At 38.8% G+C, this 17830-nt stretch carries 12 protein-coding genes; 8 read left to right on the top strand and 4 right to left on the bottom strand.

The window, feature by feature from the left end; translation table 11 throughout:
- Positions 1 to 372 precede the first annotated feature (372 nt).
- From H6G74_RS01020 to H6G74_RS01055, 8 genes are all read left to right on the top strand, one after another.
- Positions 373 to 4479 carry a non-ribosomal peptide synthetase gene (locus H6G74_RS01020; protein ID WP_190965887.1) on the top strand — a complete coding sequence of 1369 codons (4107 nt, stop codon included), beginning with the start codon at positions 373 to 375 and terminating at the stop codon, positions 4477 to 4479.
- A gap of 9 nt (positions 4480 to 4488) precedes the next feature.
- The gene (locus tag H6G74_RS01025) at positions 4489 to 5868 is read left to right on the top strand and encodes a cytochrome P450 (RefSeq protein ID WP_190965888.1); all 1380 of its coding nucleotides are present in this window, start codon (positions 4489 to 4491) and stop codon (positions 5866 to 5868) included.
- A gap of 191 nt (positions 5869 to 6059) precedes the next feature.
- Positions 6060 to 6941, top strand: a complete 882-nt coding sequence (locus H6G74_RS01030; protein ID WP_190965889.1) for an SDR family NAD(P)-dependent oxidoreductase — start codon at positions 6060 to 6062, stop codon at positions 6939 to 6941.
- Positions 6934 to 7947 (top strand): sucrase ferredoxin, encoded by a 1014-nt coding sequence (locus H6G74_RS01035; protein ID WP_190965890.1) that lies wholly within the window; start codon positions 6934 to 6936, stop codon positions 7945 to 7947. The genes H6G74_RS01030 and H6G74_RS01035 overlap by 8 nt, the downstream gene beginning before the upstream one ends.
- A gap of 165 nt (positions 7948 to 8112) precedes the next feature.
- Entirely contained in the window at positions 8113 to 8340 is a 228-nt protein-coding gene (locus H6G74_RS01040) for an MbtH family protein (protein WP_190965891.1), read from the top strand.
- Positions 8341 to 8446: 106 nt separating this feature from the next.
- Complete coding sequence (locus H6G74_RS01045; RefSeq protein WP_190965892.1) at positions 8447 to 9334, top strand: oxidoreductase; 888 nt, start codon at positions 8447 to 8449, stop codon at positions 9332 to 9334.
- A gap of 231 nt (positions 9335 to 9565) precedes the next feature.
- Positions 9566 to 10408 carry a thioesterase II family protein gene (locus H6G74_RS01050; protein WP_190966097.1) on the top strand — a complete coding sequence of 281 codons (843 nt, stop codon included), beginning with the start codon at positions 9566 to 9568 and terminating at the stop codon, positions 10406 to 10408.
- 202 nt (positions 10409 to 10610) lie between these two features.
- Positions 10611 to 11933, top strand: a complete 1323-nt coding sequence (locus H6G74_RS01055; RefSeq protein ID WP_190966098.1) for an MFS transporter — start codon at positions 10611 to 10613, stop codon at positions 11931 to 11933.
- 136 nt (positions 11934 to 12069) lie between these two features.
- Here H6G74_RS01055 and H6G74_RS01060 read toward each other — a convergent pair whose 3' ends face one another.
- The 4 genes from H6G74_RS01060 to H6G74_RS01075 all read right to left on the bottom strand — a co-directional run bounded on the left by H6G74_RS01060 (position 12070) and on the right by H6G74_RS01075 (position 17782).
- Positions 12070 to 12822, bottom strand: a complete 753-nt coding sequence (locus tag H6G74_RS01060; RefSeq protein ID WP_190965893.1) for an alpha/beta fold hydrolase — start codon at positions 12820 to 12822, stop codon at positions 12070 to 12072.
- A gap of 261 nt (positions 12823 to 13083) precedes the next feature.
- Positions 13084 to 13596, bottom strand: coding sequence for a flavodoxin FldA (fldA, locus tag H6G74_RS01065; RefSeq protein ID WP_190965894.1), 513 nt, complete (start codon positions 13594 to 13596; stop codon positions 13084 to 13086).
- A gap of 451 nt (positions 13597 to 14047) precedes the next feature.
- Positions 14048 to 16171, bottom strand: a complete 2124-nt coding sequence (locus tag H6G74_RS01070) for an acylase (RefSeq protein WP_190965895.1) — start codon at positions 16169 to 16171, stop codon at positions 14048 to 14050.
- Between the two features lie 234 nt (positions 16172 to 16405).
- The gene (locus H6G74_RS01075; protein ID WP_190965896.1) at positions 16406 to 17782 is read right to left on the bottom strand and encodes an NAD(P)/FAD-dependent oxidoreductase; all 1377 of its coding nucleotides are present in this window, start codon (positions 17780 to 17782) and stop codon (positions 16406 to 16408) included.
- Positions 17783 to 17830: the final 48 nt, after the last annotated feature.

The following is a 17830-nucleotide window of genomic DNA, read 5'->3' on the forward strand; positions in this document are numbered from 1 at the left end:
GAGTTGTTAAAAAGTATTTTTTTTAACGAACCGCAAAGGACGCAAAGGACACAAAGAAGGAGAGGAAGGAGAAGAAAAGGAATTTCACAAACGATTTAGAACTGCTATATATAGCGTATCTTTCTGGGGAAGCACAAACGAAGTATGACTTATACAAAAACTTCTGAAACTCTCATCTCTCTGTGTTCTCCGTGTCCTCTGTGGTTCGATTCTTATTATTCCGTAGGGAATTACTGGCAAGAATAATTAACCGCAGATAAACGCAGCAAAAAGTTGCGTGAGCGGATCTGGATCTGCCGATTTGAGCAAACTTTTCAAGACAGATGCACACAGATAAATTTGTAATTTAATAAACTAGGAAATTTTATAATTATGGATAAACAATACTCTAATTTATCACCAGCAAAAAAAGCTCTTTTAGAAAAATGGAAAGGGGGAAAACTTAAAGCGGATGTTATTCCTAAGCGCCAAAATATTTCAAATATACCCTTATCTTTTTCGCAACAAAGACTATGGTTTATTGATCAGCTTTATCATGGGAGTGATTTCTACAATATTCCTCTTGCTTTTCATATCCAAGGAAATTTAAATATTCCCTCCCTTGAGCAAAGTTTAAATGATATTCTTAAGCGTCATGAAGTGTGGCGGACAAATTTTAAGGTTGTAAATGGAGAACCAGTCCAAGAAATTAAGAACCAATTAAATTGGGAATTATCGATTATTAACTGTGAACATTTATCTCGTAAAAATTGGGAATCGGAAGTTAAATTATTGGCGGCGGAATTCGCCAGAAAGCCTTTTAACTTAGCGAAAGAATTGTTAGTTAGGGCGAATTTATTGCGCTTGAGTGCAGAATCACATATTTTGCTGGTGACTATGCACCATATTATTACCGATGGCTGGTCTTGTGGGGTATTTTTGCGGGAGTTATCCGCGCTGTATGGGGCTTTTTCGACAAATCAACCGCCAAGCTTACCAGAACTTCCAATACAGTATGCGGATTTTGCCATTTGGCAACGCGATCGCCTGCAAGGTGAATTACTCGCCAATCAATTACAATATTGGCAAGCACAACTCCAGGGTGAGTTACCTGTATTACAACTACCTACAGACCGTCCACGACCTCAAATTAGTAATTTTGCTGGGGCGAAGCAATATTTTAGATTATCAAAATCTCTGACAAATGCCCTCAAACAATTAAGTCAGCAAACAGATACAACTTTATTTATGAGTTTGTTGGCGGCGTTTAATATCCTTTTATACCGCTACACAAATCAAGCAGATATCTTAATTGGTTCGCCCATTGCTAACCGCAACCGTCCAGAATTAGAAGGAATGCTGGGTTTATTTGTCAATACTTTAGTATTGCGTAATAACCTCAGTGGAAATCCTAGTTTTCGGGAATTTTTACATCGAGTCCGAGAAGTAACTCTGGGTGCATACTCTCATCAAGATTTACCATTTGAGATGCTAGTAGAACAATTGCAACCAGAACGCGACTTAAGCCGAAATCCCCTTTATGAAGTCATGTTTGTGTTGCAAAATACGCCTAGCACTGTGGAGGAAGTAGCGGGGTTAACTTTGCAAACTTTAGAGTTTGATAGCGGGACATCTCAATTAGATATCTTTCTTTCTATGTCTGAATCTGAAACAGGATTAACAGGCTTTTTGGAATATAATACTGACATTTTTGATGCGTCAACCATTACAAAATTTATCAATCATTTTCAAACTTTATTAATAAATATCATTGCTAATCCAGAACAGCGCCTGAGCGAATTATCGCTGTTAACAACTTCAGAGCAAGAACAACTATTATATAAGTTTAATCAAACTCATACAGATTATTCCCAAACTGCATCTCTACATCAATTATTTGAGCAGCAAGTTGAACTCACACCAGATTCCATCGCCTTAATTAGCGAGTTTGAACAAATTACTTATCGTCAACTAAACCAAAGAGTTAATCAGCTTGGACATTTTTTACAAAAACAAGGTGTCACACCCGCAACTTTGGTAGCTCTATGTCTGGAACGCGATATAGATATGGTAGTGGGGATTTTAGCTATTCTCAAAGCTGGTGGTACATATATTCCCCTAGATCCGAGTTATCCAGTAGAGCGGTTAAATTTTATGCTCTCTGATTCCCAAGCAGAACTGTTAATTACCAAGCAAGCAATATTAGAAAAACTATCATTATCTGCGGCTAAAATTATTTGCTTAGATACTCATCAAGAAGAACTGGCGCGGGAAAGTACAGAAAATCCGATTCACATTTATTCCTCGGATGATATTGCTTATATTATCTATACTTCTGGTTCCACGGGTAAACCTAAAGGTGTTCTTGGCACTCATCGCGGTACAGTCAATGGCTTACACTGGTTATGGAAAACCTATCCTTTTAAGTCAGGAGAAGTTTGTTGTCAAAAAACAGCTATTAGTTTTGTTGATTCTGTCTGGGAAATTTTTGCGCCTTTACTACAAGGTATTCCCACAGTCATTATCAGCAATACAACTTTGTTAGATCCACAATTATTCATCGAATCTCTAGCACATCACAAAGTTAGTCGAATTATCCTTGTACCTTCATTACTCCGGTTAATTCTAGATAATTATAACCATCTGATTCATAAATTATCACATCTCAAATTCTGGATAACGAGTGGAGAAGCATTATCGATTAAATTGGTGCAGGGTTTCCGTGAATTAATGCCATTTGCCAAGTTAATTAACCTTTATGGTTCATCGGAAGTTTCGGCAAATGCAACTTACTACGATACTAGTTTATTACCAAATCAAGCCCAGAATGTACCTATCGGTCGTCCAATTAATAACACCAAAACTTATGTTTTAAATAGTGATTTGCAACCCACACCAATAGGAGTAGTGGGAGAACTGTATATTGGCGGTGATGGGTTGGCGAAGGGATATTTATATCGTCCAGATTTAAGCAAAGAAAAATTCATTGATCATCCTTGGATGGCTGGATATAAACTTTATAAAACAGGCGATTTAGTGAGATATTTATCCGATGGCAATTTGGAATATTTAGGCCGCCGTGATGAACAAATAAAAATCAGGGGTTTCCGAGTAGAATTAGGAGAAATAGCAAGTGCGATCGCACAACACCCAAATGTCCAAGAAGCGGTTGTGATTACGAGCAATGAGCATCCCGAAAATATCCGCTTGCTTGCCTATATTGTTACCGATAAGCCAGATATAATTCCCGAATTATCATCTTATTTGCAACATAAATTACCTAATTATATGTTGCCTTCAGCTTTTATTTTACTGGATGCTCTGCCACTTACACCTAATGGTAAAGTCAACAAAGCTGCCCTACCCCAAACTGATATTATCCAGCAAAATTCCCAGATATCAAAAATAGCTGCCCGAAATTTTAACGAATTAGCTTTAGTGAAAATTTGGGAAAATATCTTAAACACTCATCCTATCGGCATCAAAGATAACTTTTTTGAATTAGGCGGACATTCCTTTTTAGCTGTACGTGTGATGGCGCAAATTTATGATAAATTTGGACATAATCTTCCTTTATCAACTTTATTTGAAAACCCAACAATTGAAGAACTAGCTGAAATTGTTAATCAACCATTCCGAGAAACTTCTAATTCTCCTTTGGTAGCCATTAACTCGGCTGGTAATCAGCTACCTTTCTTCTGTATACATGGTGCTGGCGGTAATATTAGCCCCTATTTTAAATTATCAAGAATCTTGGGCGAGGATTATCCATTTTATGGATTAGAATATAAGCCAGACCCCGAACAACCTGATATAATTTCCGTAGAAAAACTAGCAACTCGCTACCTCAAAGAAATTCGCCAACTCCAACCAAATGGCCCCTATCTTTTAGGCGGACATTGTTACGGTGGAATGCTGGCTTTTGAAATAGCCCAGCAACTGCAAAAGCAAGGTCAAAAAGTAGGTTTGGTGGCAATTATCGATGCCATCTTACCAGAAACAAGCATTCAAACAACCCCTGATGATGATGCCAAGTTTTTGCTGCGTTTGGCGGAAGAAACAAAAATTTGGAATGGCATAAATTTATCGCTATCTTTTGAAGAAATGCGAGATTTATCACTCCATGAGCAATTTAATTTAATCAATCAAAAAGCCAACTTTATTTTTTCAGAAGCTGAGATTCAAGATTTTTTACATCATTATAAAGTTTTCAAAGCTAATGTCCAAGCGATGCGAAATTATGTACCGCAAGTTTATCCTGATGCCTTAACTATCTTACGAGCCGAAGAAGAAATTATTCATGATTTTGACAATCCTGAATGGACTACTAATGACCCCTTCTTAGGTTGGGATAAATATGGCAGTGCATCTACGCAAGTGATTGAAATTCCTGGCAATCATTTCTCAATTTTACTAGAACCTCATATTCATGAATTAGCCAAACAATTAAAAATTTGTATTGATGATGCTGTTTGTAATTTCACCATGTCAAAGGAGTAAAAGAGGCTGATGAAACTACCACCTGGGCCAAAAACTCCTGCTTGGTTGCTGGCTTTGCAATTCGAGGCTGATTTCTTTGGCTATATGGATACTATTTATCAACGTTATGGTGACATTGTGACTGTAATGTTTGATTCAATACCGACAATTTACGTGAGTAATCCTTCTGGAATCAAGGAGATTTTTACCCATACTAAAGAAGTTGTAGCGAAGGGAGAATTAAACCAAAATTTTGCTTTATTAACAGGAGAGCAAGGAGTTTTACAAATAGATGGATTACGTCATAAAAATCGACGCAAGCTGTTAATGTCGGCTTTTCATGGTGAACGGATGCAAGCCTGTGGGAAACGCATCTGCGAACTAACAGCAAGAATCATGAATCAACAAACAATTGGCAAACCTTTTCTGGCTTACTCAGCTTTAGAAGAAATTACTTTGGCGGTAGGTATAGAGGTAGTAATGGGATTGCGTGAAGGAGAACGCTATGAACAAGTAAAACATTTATTCGCTGCTGTGTTTAAACATGAACTCTCGCCACTGGTACAACTGCTGGCAAAACTACCCTTTTGGGGATGGAATTTAGGGAGGTGGAGTCCCCAAGGAAATTTGCTTTCCCTGCGAGAAGAAATGTTTCAAGTGTTGTCGGATGAAGTAAAAGCACGCCGCCAGCAAGCAGATTTATCGCGCACTGATATTCTCTCAGATTTGGTATTAGCTAGTGATGAGATGGGGGAAGCGATCGCAGATGAAGAAATCCGAGACTTATTAATTTCACCTATCGGCGCGGCGCAAGGTGCTTCAGCCACAGCGATCGCTTGGGCTTTGTACTGGATTCACCGTTTACCTGAAGTGTGCGATCGCCTGCGGGAAGAACTTACCAGCCTTGGCGAAAACCCAGATATCACCAGTATCTTAGCCTTACCTTATCTCAACGCTGTTTGTAACGAGGTTTTACGCATTTACCCCACTCAACTGTTTGCATTTCCCCGGATTGTAGAATCCCCACTAGAAATTATGGGCTATCAATTGAGTCCGGGAACTATATTAATTGCCAATATTTATTCTACACATCAGCGCGAAGATTTATACCCAGAACCAAAACAATTTAAACCAGAAAGATTTCTAGAAAAACAATTTTCTACCTACGAATTTTTACCCTTTGGTGGTGGTTCCCGTGTTTGTATTGGTGGTACATTTGCTTTATTTGAAATGAAATTAGTATTGGCAACAATTCTTACACGCTATCAATTAAAGCTCGTGAGTCAACAACCAGAAAAGCCAAAATTTGATGGTCTTCTTTGTTATCCTGCTAGTGGCGTAAAGATGATTGTATCTGCTCAAAATCAACATCAGCAACCGTCGGTATCTCTTGTTTCGGGTAGGTTTTAGACATGATGCAGAAAAGGGAGACAAGGGAGAAAGATGCTTGTAAATCATTTAATAGGACTTACGTAATAACTCTCTTCAACTCTTATCTCCTCTTCGCGCCCTTTGCGTCCTTTGCGGTTCGTTTTATCATACTTATTATTTATACAGTAATTGGGAAATCAAAAATATATTTTATATTGGAGTAATTAATCATGAATCAAAGTCATAAAGGCTCAATTGTCATCACAGGAACATCAACAGGTCTTGGTCGAGCCGCCGCACTTTTTCTAGACAAAAAAGGATATCAAGTTTTTGCCGGAGTCCGCACCGAAAAAGATGCGGAGTCACTCAAACAAGCTGCATCTGGTAATTTAATACCAATCATTTTAGACATCACCAAACCAGAACAAATTAAATCAGCTTTGGATTTTGTTTCATTAGCAGTTGGCGAACAAGGATTATTTGCTTTAATTAATAATGCTGTTGTCGCTGCTAATGGAGCAATTGAATGTACAACCATCGAAGATATTAGATTAAACTTTGAAGTCAATGTGATTGGTCAAATCGCCGTGACTCAAGCATTTTTACCAATGCTACGCAAAGCTAAGGGCAGAATCATCAATATTAGTGGTGTTTGTGGCAGAGTTGCTGTACCATATTTTGGGATTTTATCAGCAACAAAAGCCGCCTTGGAATCGCTGACAGATTGTTTAAGAATGGAGTTAAAATCTAGCGGCGTTGAAGTGCTTTCGATATTGCCAGCCGATGCCTTAATAACCCCAGAACAAGCAGATAAACAAGAACTAAATTATCAAAAAACATTGGCTAATATTTCACCAGAACATCAAGCTTTGTATGGCAAAAATCATAAAATTCATATAGACAATGTTATCAAGCATAATCGGGAAATCGGCTCACCCCTGGAGACTGTAACCGAGGTAATTTTAGAAGCTTTAGAAGCGAAAAAGCCAAAAAGACAATATTTCCCCACTAAATATCCTTGGTCATTAAGGCTATTTGCAATATACAAAAGACTGCTACCATATCAATATTTTCATGATCAAATCTACTTTAAGAGCTTCAACTATGATTAGCAACACAATAGATTGCCGTTTTTGTTCTTTAGTTTCTAAAGCTAATAAAGAAGATCCCATTGGTACAGCCATAACTTGCGACCATTGGCTAATTATGGAAGCTCCCCAACCTTGGCCGCAAGAAATTTATCAACAAAACCCCACTATCAAATCATTAATTAGTGCATATCAGGAGTTAGTTTTTAAATATAAAATTCAGTTGAAACCAGTATTAATCGCCCCTGACCGCGAGTATTCTGAACCTGGTTTAACTCGTATACTTTACTACTATCGTCCTGCACATTTGTTTTCTAAGTTTGAAAAACAGGAATTTATTGTTCCTGAAAATCAAGCTGCCGCTTTAGTAACAGCAATATTTCAGCAGTTAATACAAAAACCCAATAATTTATCAGATTTTCAAAAATATCAACAACAAACAAGTCATATTCGTGAATTAATGATTTGTACCCATGCTCAAGTAGACCTAGCTTGTGGGAGATTTGGTAATCCTTTATATCGGCAACTACGCAAACAATATGCTCCTATTAGCAACGGAAACTTAAGAGTCTGGCAATCATCTCATTTTGGTGGTCATCAGTTTGCGCCAACTCTTATTGATTTACCACAAGGATATTTCTGGGGACATCTGGAGTCATCTGTATTAGATTTACTAGTGGAACAAAATAATTCAGTTCTGGGTTTGCGTCCATACTACCGAGGATGGGCAGGTTTAAACCAACTTGAGCAAATTGCCGAACGTGAAATTTGGATGCAGTTTGGTTGGAGTTGGCTGAATTATTTAAAAGCAGGAAAAGTACTAGCAATGGAAAAAGTTGCGGAAGAATGTCAGCCTGACTGGGCAGAAGTTCAAATTGATTTTATAGATCCTCATACTCAAACAAAAGGTAGCTATCAAGTCAGAATAGAAACCTGCGGTGAAGTGATGAGTGCATGTAACTCAGCAACAGTCATGGAATTAGAACCAGTTAAGCAGTATCGCGTTAGTCAGTTGGTTAGGCTGGAGTAAATAAACATTTCACAAATCCAATATCAAATTACAAAATAAATCTAATGTTTCGATTTTTTATCTAATCATTGGATCTAAAAAATTCAAGACTTTGGCAATCTCATAATGATGAGTATTTCAGAGTTTTTGATAATAAAGTTCTGCAAGGATAATGTGAGGTAAATTATGTATCAAAATGAGAAAGAAGACACAACAATCTACAAAGTTGTAGTTAATCACGAAGAACAATATTCTATTTGGCCTTTAGAACGGGAAAATCCCCTTGGTTGGCAGGATGTTGGCAAAAATGGACTCAAACAAGAATGTTTAGATTACATCAAAGAAGTTTGGACTGATATGAGGCCTCTTAGTCTCAGACAAAAAATGCACGCTACTTCTAGCAATATTCAGTAACTATGAGAAGTTGCAATTTATCAATACTGTAGAAAAGTTGCACACAACATCTCTACAACAACCGATAAATTGCATTATCAACAATTTTAAAAAAAGGAGAATAGCGATGGAAAAACAAACAAGAATATGGTTCATTACTGGTTGCTCCAGTGGTTTTGGTCGAGCCTTGGCAGAAACAGTACTGGAGAAGGGTGAAATAGTGGTGCTAACAGCACGAAACCCACAGAAGTTAGAAGATTTAGCTGCAAGCTTTCCAGAACAGACATTGACATTGCAACTTGATGTCACAAAACCCGAACAAGTCAGAGAATCTGTCAAAAATGCGATCGCTCGCTTTGGCAGAATTGATATACTCGTCAACAACGCTGGGTGTGAAGTTGCTGGCATTCTAGAAGAAGTGAGTGATGATGCCATCAGACGGCAATTTGAGACGAATTTTTTTGGTGTTATAGATATGCTGCGAGTTGTCATACCTTATATGCGTCAGCAGCGTAGTGGACATATTCTCAATATGTCATCAGCAGCTTGTTTTATGGCTGGTGCAGGCGGGGGAATTTATATCAGCAGCAAGTTAGCTTTAGAAGGAATTTCTGGCTGTTTAGCGAATGAAGTTGCCCACTTGGGAATCAAAGTCACAATGGTTGAACCTGGCGCATTCAGCACAGACTTTTTCAACAAATCTCATGTCTTAGTTGAAACTAAAATCCCAGAATATCAACCAATCATTAAAGATATGAGCCAATGGATACAAGATGTCAAAGAGCAGAAAATTAAATTAATTGGTGATCCCAAAAAAGCTGCTCTAGCAATGATTAAAGTCGTTGATAGCGATGTCCCACCACTCAGATTAGCTTTGGGAAGCGATGCAGTAGAAGCCATTGATGGTGCATTGCAATTTATTAAAGAAGGATTGGACGCTTGGAAAGAAGTATCCACAAGTACCGATTTTGATGAAGTGGTAACAGATAAAATGCAAGTAGCTGCTGTTAATTAAAGGGTTTATAGCCTTTCCTAGTTTGCTAAAGAAGCAAATTTATCTGTTTTCATCAGCGTTAATCTGCGTCCATCTGCGGTTAATTATTCTTGCTTGTATTTCACTAGGCGTTGCTGGTGAACCCGCGCAGGCGGGTTTAGTTTGTATAGCCGCGACTTCAGTCGCTTGGCGCAAGATGTCAATCAAGAACCATCAACCACCCTACAAAAATTACGATTTAGCATGAGGATTATGATCAATAGACAAACATTCAACTCTTACATAACTTGTCCTAAACCTAATCCTCAAGCTCAATTCAGATTATTTTGCTTTCCTTATGCCGGTGGTAGCTCATTCATTTTTCGCACATGGTATGCAAGCTTACCTCAAAATGTGGAAGTTTGCCCCATAGAACTTCCCGGACGAGGAAAGCAGATGAAATTACCCGCATTTACGCAAATGGAAACTTTGGTGAAAGCGATCGCACCCATCTTACTACCATATTTAGACAAACCATTCGCTTTTTTCGGTCATAGTATGGGTGCATTGATCAGTGCTGCACTAGCTTGTCATCTTCGTCAAGAGTATGACAAACAGCCATCGCACCTATTTGTTTCTGCTAGTCGCGCTCCCCAAATCCCCCTATCAAAACCACCAATCCACACCCTAGCAGAACATGAGTTTAAACAAAAACTGCGTCGTCTGAATGGTACACCTGCTTCAGTATTAGAAAATGACGAATTAATGCAGCTATTAATCCCTATCCTACGAGCAGATTTTACACTTTCCGAAACTTATCTTTATACCCAACAGCCCCAAAAAACACCGCTAGAATGTCCAATTACCGCCTTTGGGGGATTAGAAGACCAAGAAGTGAGCATCCAGGAATTAGAAGCTTGGCGATCGCTTACCAAAAATTCCTTCCAACTAGAAATATTTCCTGGAGACCACTTTTTTATACACTCATTCCAATCACTTTTACTCGCAAATCTAGCCGCATATTTCAAAGCTTATGATTTAAGGTTTACCAATAACAATAAATCGACTTTAAATCATAGTAATATAAAAAGTCTATCTATAAAAACAGCACTATAAAACTATGGAAATCTGCAATAACTGATTAACCTTTCTCTCCCTTGTTTCAGTTATTCACATATCAGACTGCTATATCAAAATTCATATCTAACATAACCTTGATTGATTCATGATTTTAAACACTGATTTATGAGTCCTCAATCCTTACTCAAAAACTCATTTTCTATTTCCCAGCCACCCCATAATTATAATGTCAAATTTAATGTCAGAACAACCAACTAACACCAGCCTACGGAACTTTCTCATCATTTGGCTGGGTCAACTAGTTTCTGGTATTGGTAGCCAAATGACCGGCATTGCTTTAGAAATCTGGGCATGGGAAACCACCGGACAAGCAACTACTCTCGCCCTCGTAGGCTTTTTTGGCTTACTTCCTAGCATTATTATTACTCCCATTAGCGGTGTCCTTGTAGACCGTTATAACCGGAAATTATTAATGATGTTAGGTGATACTGTTGCCGTCCTCGCCACTATTACTCTCCTATTTTTATATATCAACAATTCCTTACAAATTTGGCATCTTTATATAGCAGCAGCTTTTGTAGGTACTTTTAGCCAATTTCAATATTTGGCTTACTCTGCATCAGTATCATTAATGATACCTAAACAACACTATACTCGTGCCAGCAGTCTTGAGTTTTTATCTCATCACAGTGCAATTATTATTGCGCCTGCTTTAGCAGGATATTTTTATAAAGTAATTGGTTTATTTGGCATTTGGCTAATTGATATTTCTACTTTTATTGTTGCCATTTCCAGTATTTTATTTATACCTATTCTCCAGCCTGCCCAAACAGCAGAAAAACAAGAAGATTTTTGGCAAAATTTAGGGTATGGCGTGCGTTATCTGACTGCCCACAAAAGCCTTCTATTACTATTAGTCATTAACTTATTATTTTTCTTTGCCCATGACCTAGGAGGTTCACTTTACATCCCCATGATTCTCGCCCGCACAGGTAATGATACTTTAGTGCTGGGTAACTTAATCACAGCCGCAGGATTTGGTGGTGTGTTGGGAGCCTTAATTGTGAATAAGTGGGGAGGTTTTAAAGACAAAATTAGAGGTATTTTACTGGGAATGATGGGTGTTGGTTTAACAAAAATAGTATTTGGTTTGGGTCGAACTTTGTGGGTGTGGATTCCTCCACAATTTTTGTGTTCTTTAAGTTTTACAGCCGGTGGAAGCGCCGATAACGCAATCTGGTTATCTAAAGTAGCTCCTAATGTGCAAGGAAGGGTTTTTGCTGCACGCTCTTTGCTTTTACAATTAGCTTCAGCTGTTGCCGTTTTGCTTGCTGGGCCTCTAGCAGATAAAGTGTTTATCCCTGCTTTTACTCAGGAAAGTAGCATAGCGGGTCTTTTAGGAGGAATATTTGGGGCTGGTACGGCTGGGGGACTGGCGATGCTATATGTAATTTGTGCGGTGTGTATGTTTCTGGTGGGGTTAGCTGGATTTAGTGTGCCATTGCTCCGAAATTTGGAAAAAATTCTACCCGACTATGAAGAAAAAGTATCTGCTGAATGAGGGTTGTAGTGGCTAAACATGATGATTAGGGATTGGCTACCTTGTCTTATTTGATATATGGATAGACGAGACAAGGTAGATAAGAGGGAGAGAGGTTTCCCTAGTAAAGTGTGGAGAATAAATAAAGTGTCTGTGGTTAATTTTTCAAAGTGTTAGAAAATAGTTGATTTTTAGCTATTACTGGTGAATGATATGGTTGCCAAAAGCGTAATATGGCTTCACCAACTGGCTGGGGGTAGAAGTAGTGAAAGAAATGATATCCTTTGGAATACTCCCAGAAATCATCTTCTGGTTTAAACATTTTTAACCATTTTTCTAATGTTGGGGAATTGACAATCGGATCATTCTGACTCCCACAAACCATCATTGGCATAGAAACGCCACCTGTAGGTAAGTCAATTAACTTAAAAAGAGAGTGGGATAAAGGTGTTTGCTCTAAATCTCGCTTTAATACGGTGATTAGTTTTTTGGTAGTATTATGTGGTTGTTCACCAAACAGATGACGAACGGTATTTGCTAATATCTGTTCACGACTGATAGGAAATAATTGTCGTTGCAGATAATAGTGGACATGCCAAGTATTTGCGGGTTGAGAGGCGACAGATAAAAGAACGAGCGATCGCACTTTTTCAGGATGTCGTCGCGCATAAGTTAGAGCGATCGCACCACCCGCACCATGACCTGCTAAATTTATTGGGTAAGCACATTCTGATAAAAATTCATCCAATAAATCTACAGCCTCATCTATAGAATTGCCTTCATCCTTACCCGAACGATATTCCCACTGAGCTACATTTACATATTGCGATATGTATTGTAATAAGGGTTGATCAAAACGCTGCAATACAGGACTAGAACTAATCCAGACAATATCAATATCATCATACATAAAAACTCTAGAACCTCAAAGATTTATGACATTCAATCATCAGGTAAGTAATTACAGAGAATTAATTACTTACGAGTCATGAGTAATGGGTAACAAGTAAATAGGACTGACGCTTGCGAGAACACTTAAAGGCGAACCCGCAGAGTAGGACACGAATTTATAAGAATTTGAGAGATTTCTTGCATAACTTGTTACTCATTACTCATTACTCATTACTCATTACTCATTCTGGCTTCTGACTTCTAAATTCTGATACTCACACTACAACCCAAAATCTCTTTTTAACTGAGATACCCAATCTTTTATCCGGTTATCTGTTAAATCGGATTGATTATCCTCATCAATGGCTAATCCGACAAACTTGCCATTTTTTAAAGCTTTAGAATCGTTAAAGTCATAACCATCAGTTGACCAATAGCCGACAGTTTTTCCCCCGCGTTGAGAAATCTTTTCTTCTAAGATTCCCATTGCATCCTGAAAATTATCAGCATATCCAATTTGGTCGCCAGTGCCAAAATAAGCAACTACTTTACCACTAAAATTTATGTCGTCTAGTTCGGGAAAAAAGCCTTCCCAATCACTTTGCAATTCACCAACATTCCAAGTAGGACAACCAATAATCAGATATTGATACTCGTCAAAATCAGCAGTATCCGCTTGAGAAATATCGTGCAGTTCTACCACACCATTACCAAATTCATCCCGAATGATTTCCGCCACAGATTCAGTCTTACCTGTTTGAGTACCGTAGAATAAGCCAATTTTTTGCGACATCTTCAACCCCAATATTGAGAAAACTTACTATTGATAATCAACAAATATCTAGCTCTTGGCGATGATATTTGCAGCAAAATAAACTATGTCTGTTGAAAACAACAGACAAAACGCAGTTTTGCATCTTAATTGGCTAAAGCTTCTGGGCTTTGGATGCAATATCTGATGTTAGCTATATAACTGCCAAACTTATTGAGATATATATTCAATAAGCTTTGAGCATATCTTATCAGATTTATTGAGATACTTTGTCAGTAGAACTAAAAAAAATTTTGTAAAAATGCAATATGAAATAATTATCATGAACGCCGCAGAGGAAGCAGCACCTCGACTTCTCCTGACGGAGACGCTGCGCGAACGCTCGGCGACCAGAAGTAGGGGGAATGGTTTTACCCTTTCACCCCTAAACCCAATCAATCGCCGCAGATCATCTTGGTGCGTAAGTCTTACATCAGAAAACTGTACGCGCTTCTAAGTGGGCTGTAATTTCTTTGCGGGTGCGCCAAACAGGACGCAATTCCTGACGAGCAAATAATGGTAGTTGATCGCCAATATGGGGTGAATTTGGTTGTGTAGCATTACCATAACTAGTAAGAGCTTTGGCTTTCACTGGCTGTGAAAACTCTACAGCCGCAACAAAAGAATCACCATTAAATGCTTGGAAGCGTCCATTATCAGCTGGGGCAAAATAGACTGTGCGGAAGATACCTTTTCCGCCATCACCACCATTAGCAGGTAAGTCTAAATTGCCAGACCGCAATCTAAAAACCTCACCCCAAGGGACATTTAGATTTCCATAAGTCTGTTCTATTTTTGTCGCTGCATCTACTAAAGCTTTGACTGCACTTTGTGAATTAGCCAAACCATCTGGTGTGGTGAGGGGAGATTTTTTATTCCAAGGAGTACTAAATACTGTATTCAAATCGAGATTATCCACCCAAGCGTTAAATAGTACAGCGCCTCGGCTATTGGCATTCGCCTGCCGATCCCATTTTGTCAATACTTCCGCAGCGCGGCGTGCTAGTGGATTTTCTTGTTTTTGGGCAGCAGGAATCAAATCATCGAGGATTCTTTCTGCTAGTTCCATTCGCGTTGAATGTTTGTAGGTAATCATTTCCTCAAAGGAAATACTGTCATCCTCCGCTAACATTTTGGCAGAACGTTGGGCGCGGAAATCCATTGGCCATTGTGGTGCCATATAAGGTGGATAATTTTGGGCTTTGATGGCGATGGGAAAAGTTGTAGTCCAAGGTGGGTCATTGGCATTTTGCAACCATCCACTAGGCGGGTCTATGACTCTGGGTAAGTCTCGATATGGGTGCATTTTCGTCCAGAGAGTTTTTGAGGTATCGCCAGGGATGATGTTTTGCCAGTATGCAAAGTCTCCTTGTTGGCGTACAGGAACCAGACCGTTGAATAGGTGCATAATATGGCCTTCACGGTCGGCATACATAACAGTAAACATGGGTATTTGCAAGCGTTGTAATGCTTTTTGAAATTGGGTGAAATTTTTGGAACTTGCCATATTCCACCACTGTTCTAAAATGCCGGGACTGTTTTGACCAACAACACGCAACGCGAGGGTTTTTCCTTCTTTGGCGCTAACTACAGGGCCATGAATAGAACTTTTGACTGTGAAAGTTTGCTCTTGGAAAGAACCGTCTTTTTGCTTGATTTTTAAAGGAAAGTTCGTTGTTTCAAAAGGGCGGACTTTGTTATCGAAAAGATAACCATCTTGTTGTAATTTCAGTTCGTAAACATCCCAACCATCATGGGTGTTGACGGTATGCGTCCAACCTAAATTATCGTTGAAGGCGATCGCTAAAACAGGAATACCGACCAATGTTGCCCCATAAGCATCCATTCCAGGGGCGGTAATTTGGGCTTCGTACCACAAAAATAAATCTCCCCAAGGTAGGTGGGGGTTGGCTAATAGCATTGCTTTATCACTGGCTGACCTTTTTGGTGCGATCGCCCAACCATTAGAACCAGGGGCAGGCTGTGTACGATGTATATTAGCTACCTGTCCCGGATCGACAACAAAAGTAAACAACATAACTCGCTGTAAATGTGCGAGTACATCTTGTGGCGTGACTGGTAGCACTACTTTGACTTCATTGTCAATTAAATTGGGATGCTTTTTAGCATAGTTATTAATGCCGTTGGCAAAAGCCTGGAGATAATTACGGAATGCTGGGCTTTGGGCTGTGTACCAAGCATCAGCACGTTTGGGTACACCCATTGTCAGAACCCATTGATCTGATTCGAGATAATCTTCTCCCCAATATTCTGCTGCTTTGCCTCGCGCTTGACCGTAGAGACGCAATAGTAAATTTCCGTGACTTTGCATCTGCGCCCACCCAAAAGCCTGGAAAGCATTTTGAGGATTATTCCCATAAATATGCGGTACGCCGTAAGTATCCCAAAGAATTTCTGTTGGTTTAGTTACAGAACTAATACTTTGACTACTGACTACTAAAGTTAAAACAAGACAGAGTAGAAAAGGTAAGAATCTGCGTGATATTTTTTGCCACTGAATAGGGGACAGTGGTTTTTTTTTAACAAAAGAGAACATTAGAGTTTGATTGTGCGTTAATTCGCCAAACTAATTGAGAGTATTTCTCAATTTCTCAATCACTTTAATACCTTTTGGACAAATGATCAATATCTATTCAAAAATATTCTCAATAAGATTATGCCCTCAGACTGGAAGTCTGGGGCTATACAAACAAAGCCTGCCTAAGCTATCGGCAACGGCAAAGCTGAACGCAGGTTATATGGGTGCAAGAGTTGTGACTCACCTATACCCCTAAATATTTTTGTCTTTTTTACCTTCATCTCCTAACATTCGCAGTAATTTTCGCGCCACTAAAACACTAACTACCCCAGCGCCAACTAATTCCACAGCCTGTACAACTTTTTTACCAATATCGTGAGGGTTTAAATGGTGATGAAATATTTCTTCATCTAGCCATTCTGTCGTCGCTTTAAAGTCATGAATTGGGGTTGGTAATAGTGTTAAATAAGTACCTTGACGGATTAAATGTGCGGGTTCACCTGTAACTTCAAAAACATTGAATAAATTTGCAGCAGCGTCATTAATTCCTAACTTTAATAGAGTGCCTCGGATATTCACTCTAGCTGGTTTGGGGTCTTCTCCTAAAGCGAGTGCTTTCAAATTATGAGCAATATTTGCGCCTTGTTGATAAGCGACTTGTGCTGTGGGTGGTAGGGAAATATCAACAACTGCTGCACAATCACCACCTGCAAAGACTTCTGGAAAATCGAGCAATTGCATCTTGGGAGTAACTAAGGGACGGTGATGATGATCACGATGTTCTTTGGGGATGGGTAAATCTTGAATTAGGGGATGGAGAGAAGTACCAGCAGTCCAAACTGTAGTATGTGTTTCTAATGTTTTAATTTCATCATTAGTTTTATATTCAAGTGTGTATGGATGAACAGCAGTAGCTTCTGCTTGGGTCAGAATTTCTATAGCTGTGCTACGTTTTTGTAATTCTTTTTCGGCAATTTGACGCAAGGGATCGTTAATATCTCCATCAAGGATGTTGTGACCATGATTGAGTATCATTACGCGAATTTCTTGAGAATTACCACCTAAAGCTTTATACCAATGTGGGAGAAAATCAGCTAAAGTTGCAGCCATTTCCACACCAGAAGCACCACCGCCAACTACAACTACTGTTAATAGTTTGTGGCGTTGTTCTACATCTTTTGTTTGAATAGCTGTTTGTAAACAATCACGTAAATGTTTATCAAGTGTGATCGCATCTGCTTGTGTCCAAAATGGAAAGGCATTTTCTTTAGCACCTGCAACGTGATGATAGCCAGTTACACTACCCAAAGCTAATACTAAGTTACTGTAATTGTAAGAGTTACCCGAAACTAATTTGACTTCTCGTTGATGCAAGTTTATTGACTGTACTGTATCCTGCACAAAGATAACTCCACTCCCTTTAAGCAATTCCGAAAAACGCGGTACTACTTGAATCGAATCCATTTCGCCATCAAAATATTCATAAAGCAATGGCTTAAAGCAAAATCGCTCATTTTTATCAATCAAAATTACAGAACGTGGATAATGCTCATGAGCTAAATGTAAGGCGGTAAATAATCCAGTAAACCCACCGCCGATAATTACTGTTTGATAAACTGGGCTGTTCATAACAATTCTATTTTTTACAGATTTACTGCACAAAGATGAGCAGAAGAA

The sequence above is a fragment of the Nostoc spongiaeforme FACHB-130 genome (genome assembly GCF_014698475.1).
Lineage (GTDB): Bacteria > Cyanobacteriota > Cyanobacteriia > Cyanobacteriales > Nostocaceae > Nostoc_B > Nostoc_B spongiaeforme.

Bases quoted from the DNA above. Each gene is read 5' to 3' on its own strand.
- H6G74_RS01020 (WP_190965887.1), top strand. From the start codon at position 373: ATGGATAAACAATACTCTAATTTATCACCAGCAAAAAAAGCTCTTTTA.
- H6G74_RS01025 (WP_190965888.1), top strand. From the start codon at position 4,489: ATGAAACTACCACCTGGGCCAAAAACTCCTGCTTGGTTGCTGGCTTTG.
- H6G74_RS01030 (WP_190965889.1), top strand. From the start codon at position 6,060: ATGAATCAAAGTCATAAAGGCTCAATTGTCATCACAGGAACATCAACA.
- H6G74_RS01035 (WP_190965890.1), top strand. From the start codon at position 6,934: ATGATTAGCAACACAATAGATTGCCGTTTTTGTTCTTTAGTTTCTAAA.
- H6G74_RS01040 (WP_190965891.1), top strand. From the start codon at position 8,113: ATGTATCAAAATGAGAAAGAAGACACAACAATCTACAAAGTTGTAGTT.
- H6G74_RS01045 (WP_190965892.1), top strand. From the start codon at position 8,447: ATGGAAAAACAAACAAGAATATGGTTCATTACTGGTTGCTCCAGTGGT.
- H6G74_RS01050 (WP_190966097.1), top strand. From the start codon at position 9,566: ATGATCAATAGACAAACATTCAACTCTTACATAACTTGTCCTAAACCT.
- H6G74_RS01055 (WP_190966098.1), top strand. From the start codon at position 10,611: ATGTCAGAACAACCAACTAACACCAGCCTACGGAACTTTCTCATCATT.
- H6G74_RS01060 (WP_190965893.1), bottom strand. From the start codon at position 12,822: ATGTATGATGATATTGATATTGTCTGGATTAGTTCTAGTCCTGTATTG.
- fldA (WP_190965894.1), bottom strand. From the start codon at position 13,596: ATGTCGCAAAAAATTGGCTTATTCTACGGTACTCAAACAGGTAAGACT.
- H6G74_RS01070 (WP_190965895.1), bottom strand. From the start codon at position 16,171: ATGTTCTCTTTTGTTAAAAAAAAACCACTGTCCCCTATTCAGTGGCAA.
- H6G74_RS01075 (WP_190965896.1), bottom strand. From the start codon at position 17,782: ATGAACAGCCCAGTTTATCAAACAGTAATTATCGGCGGTGGGTTTACT.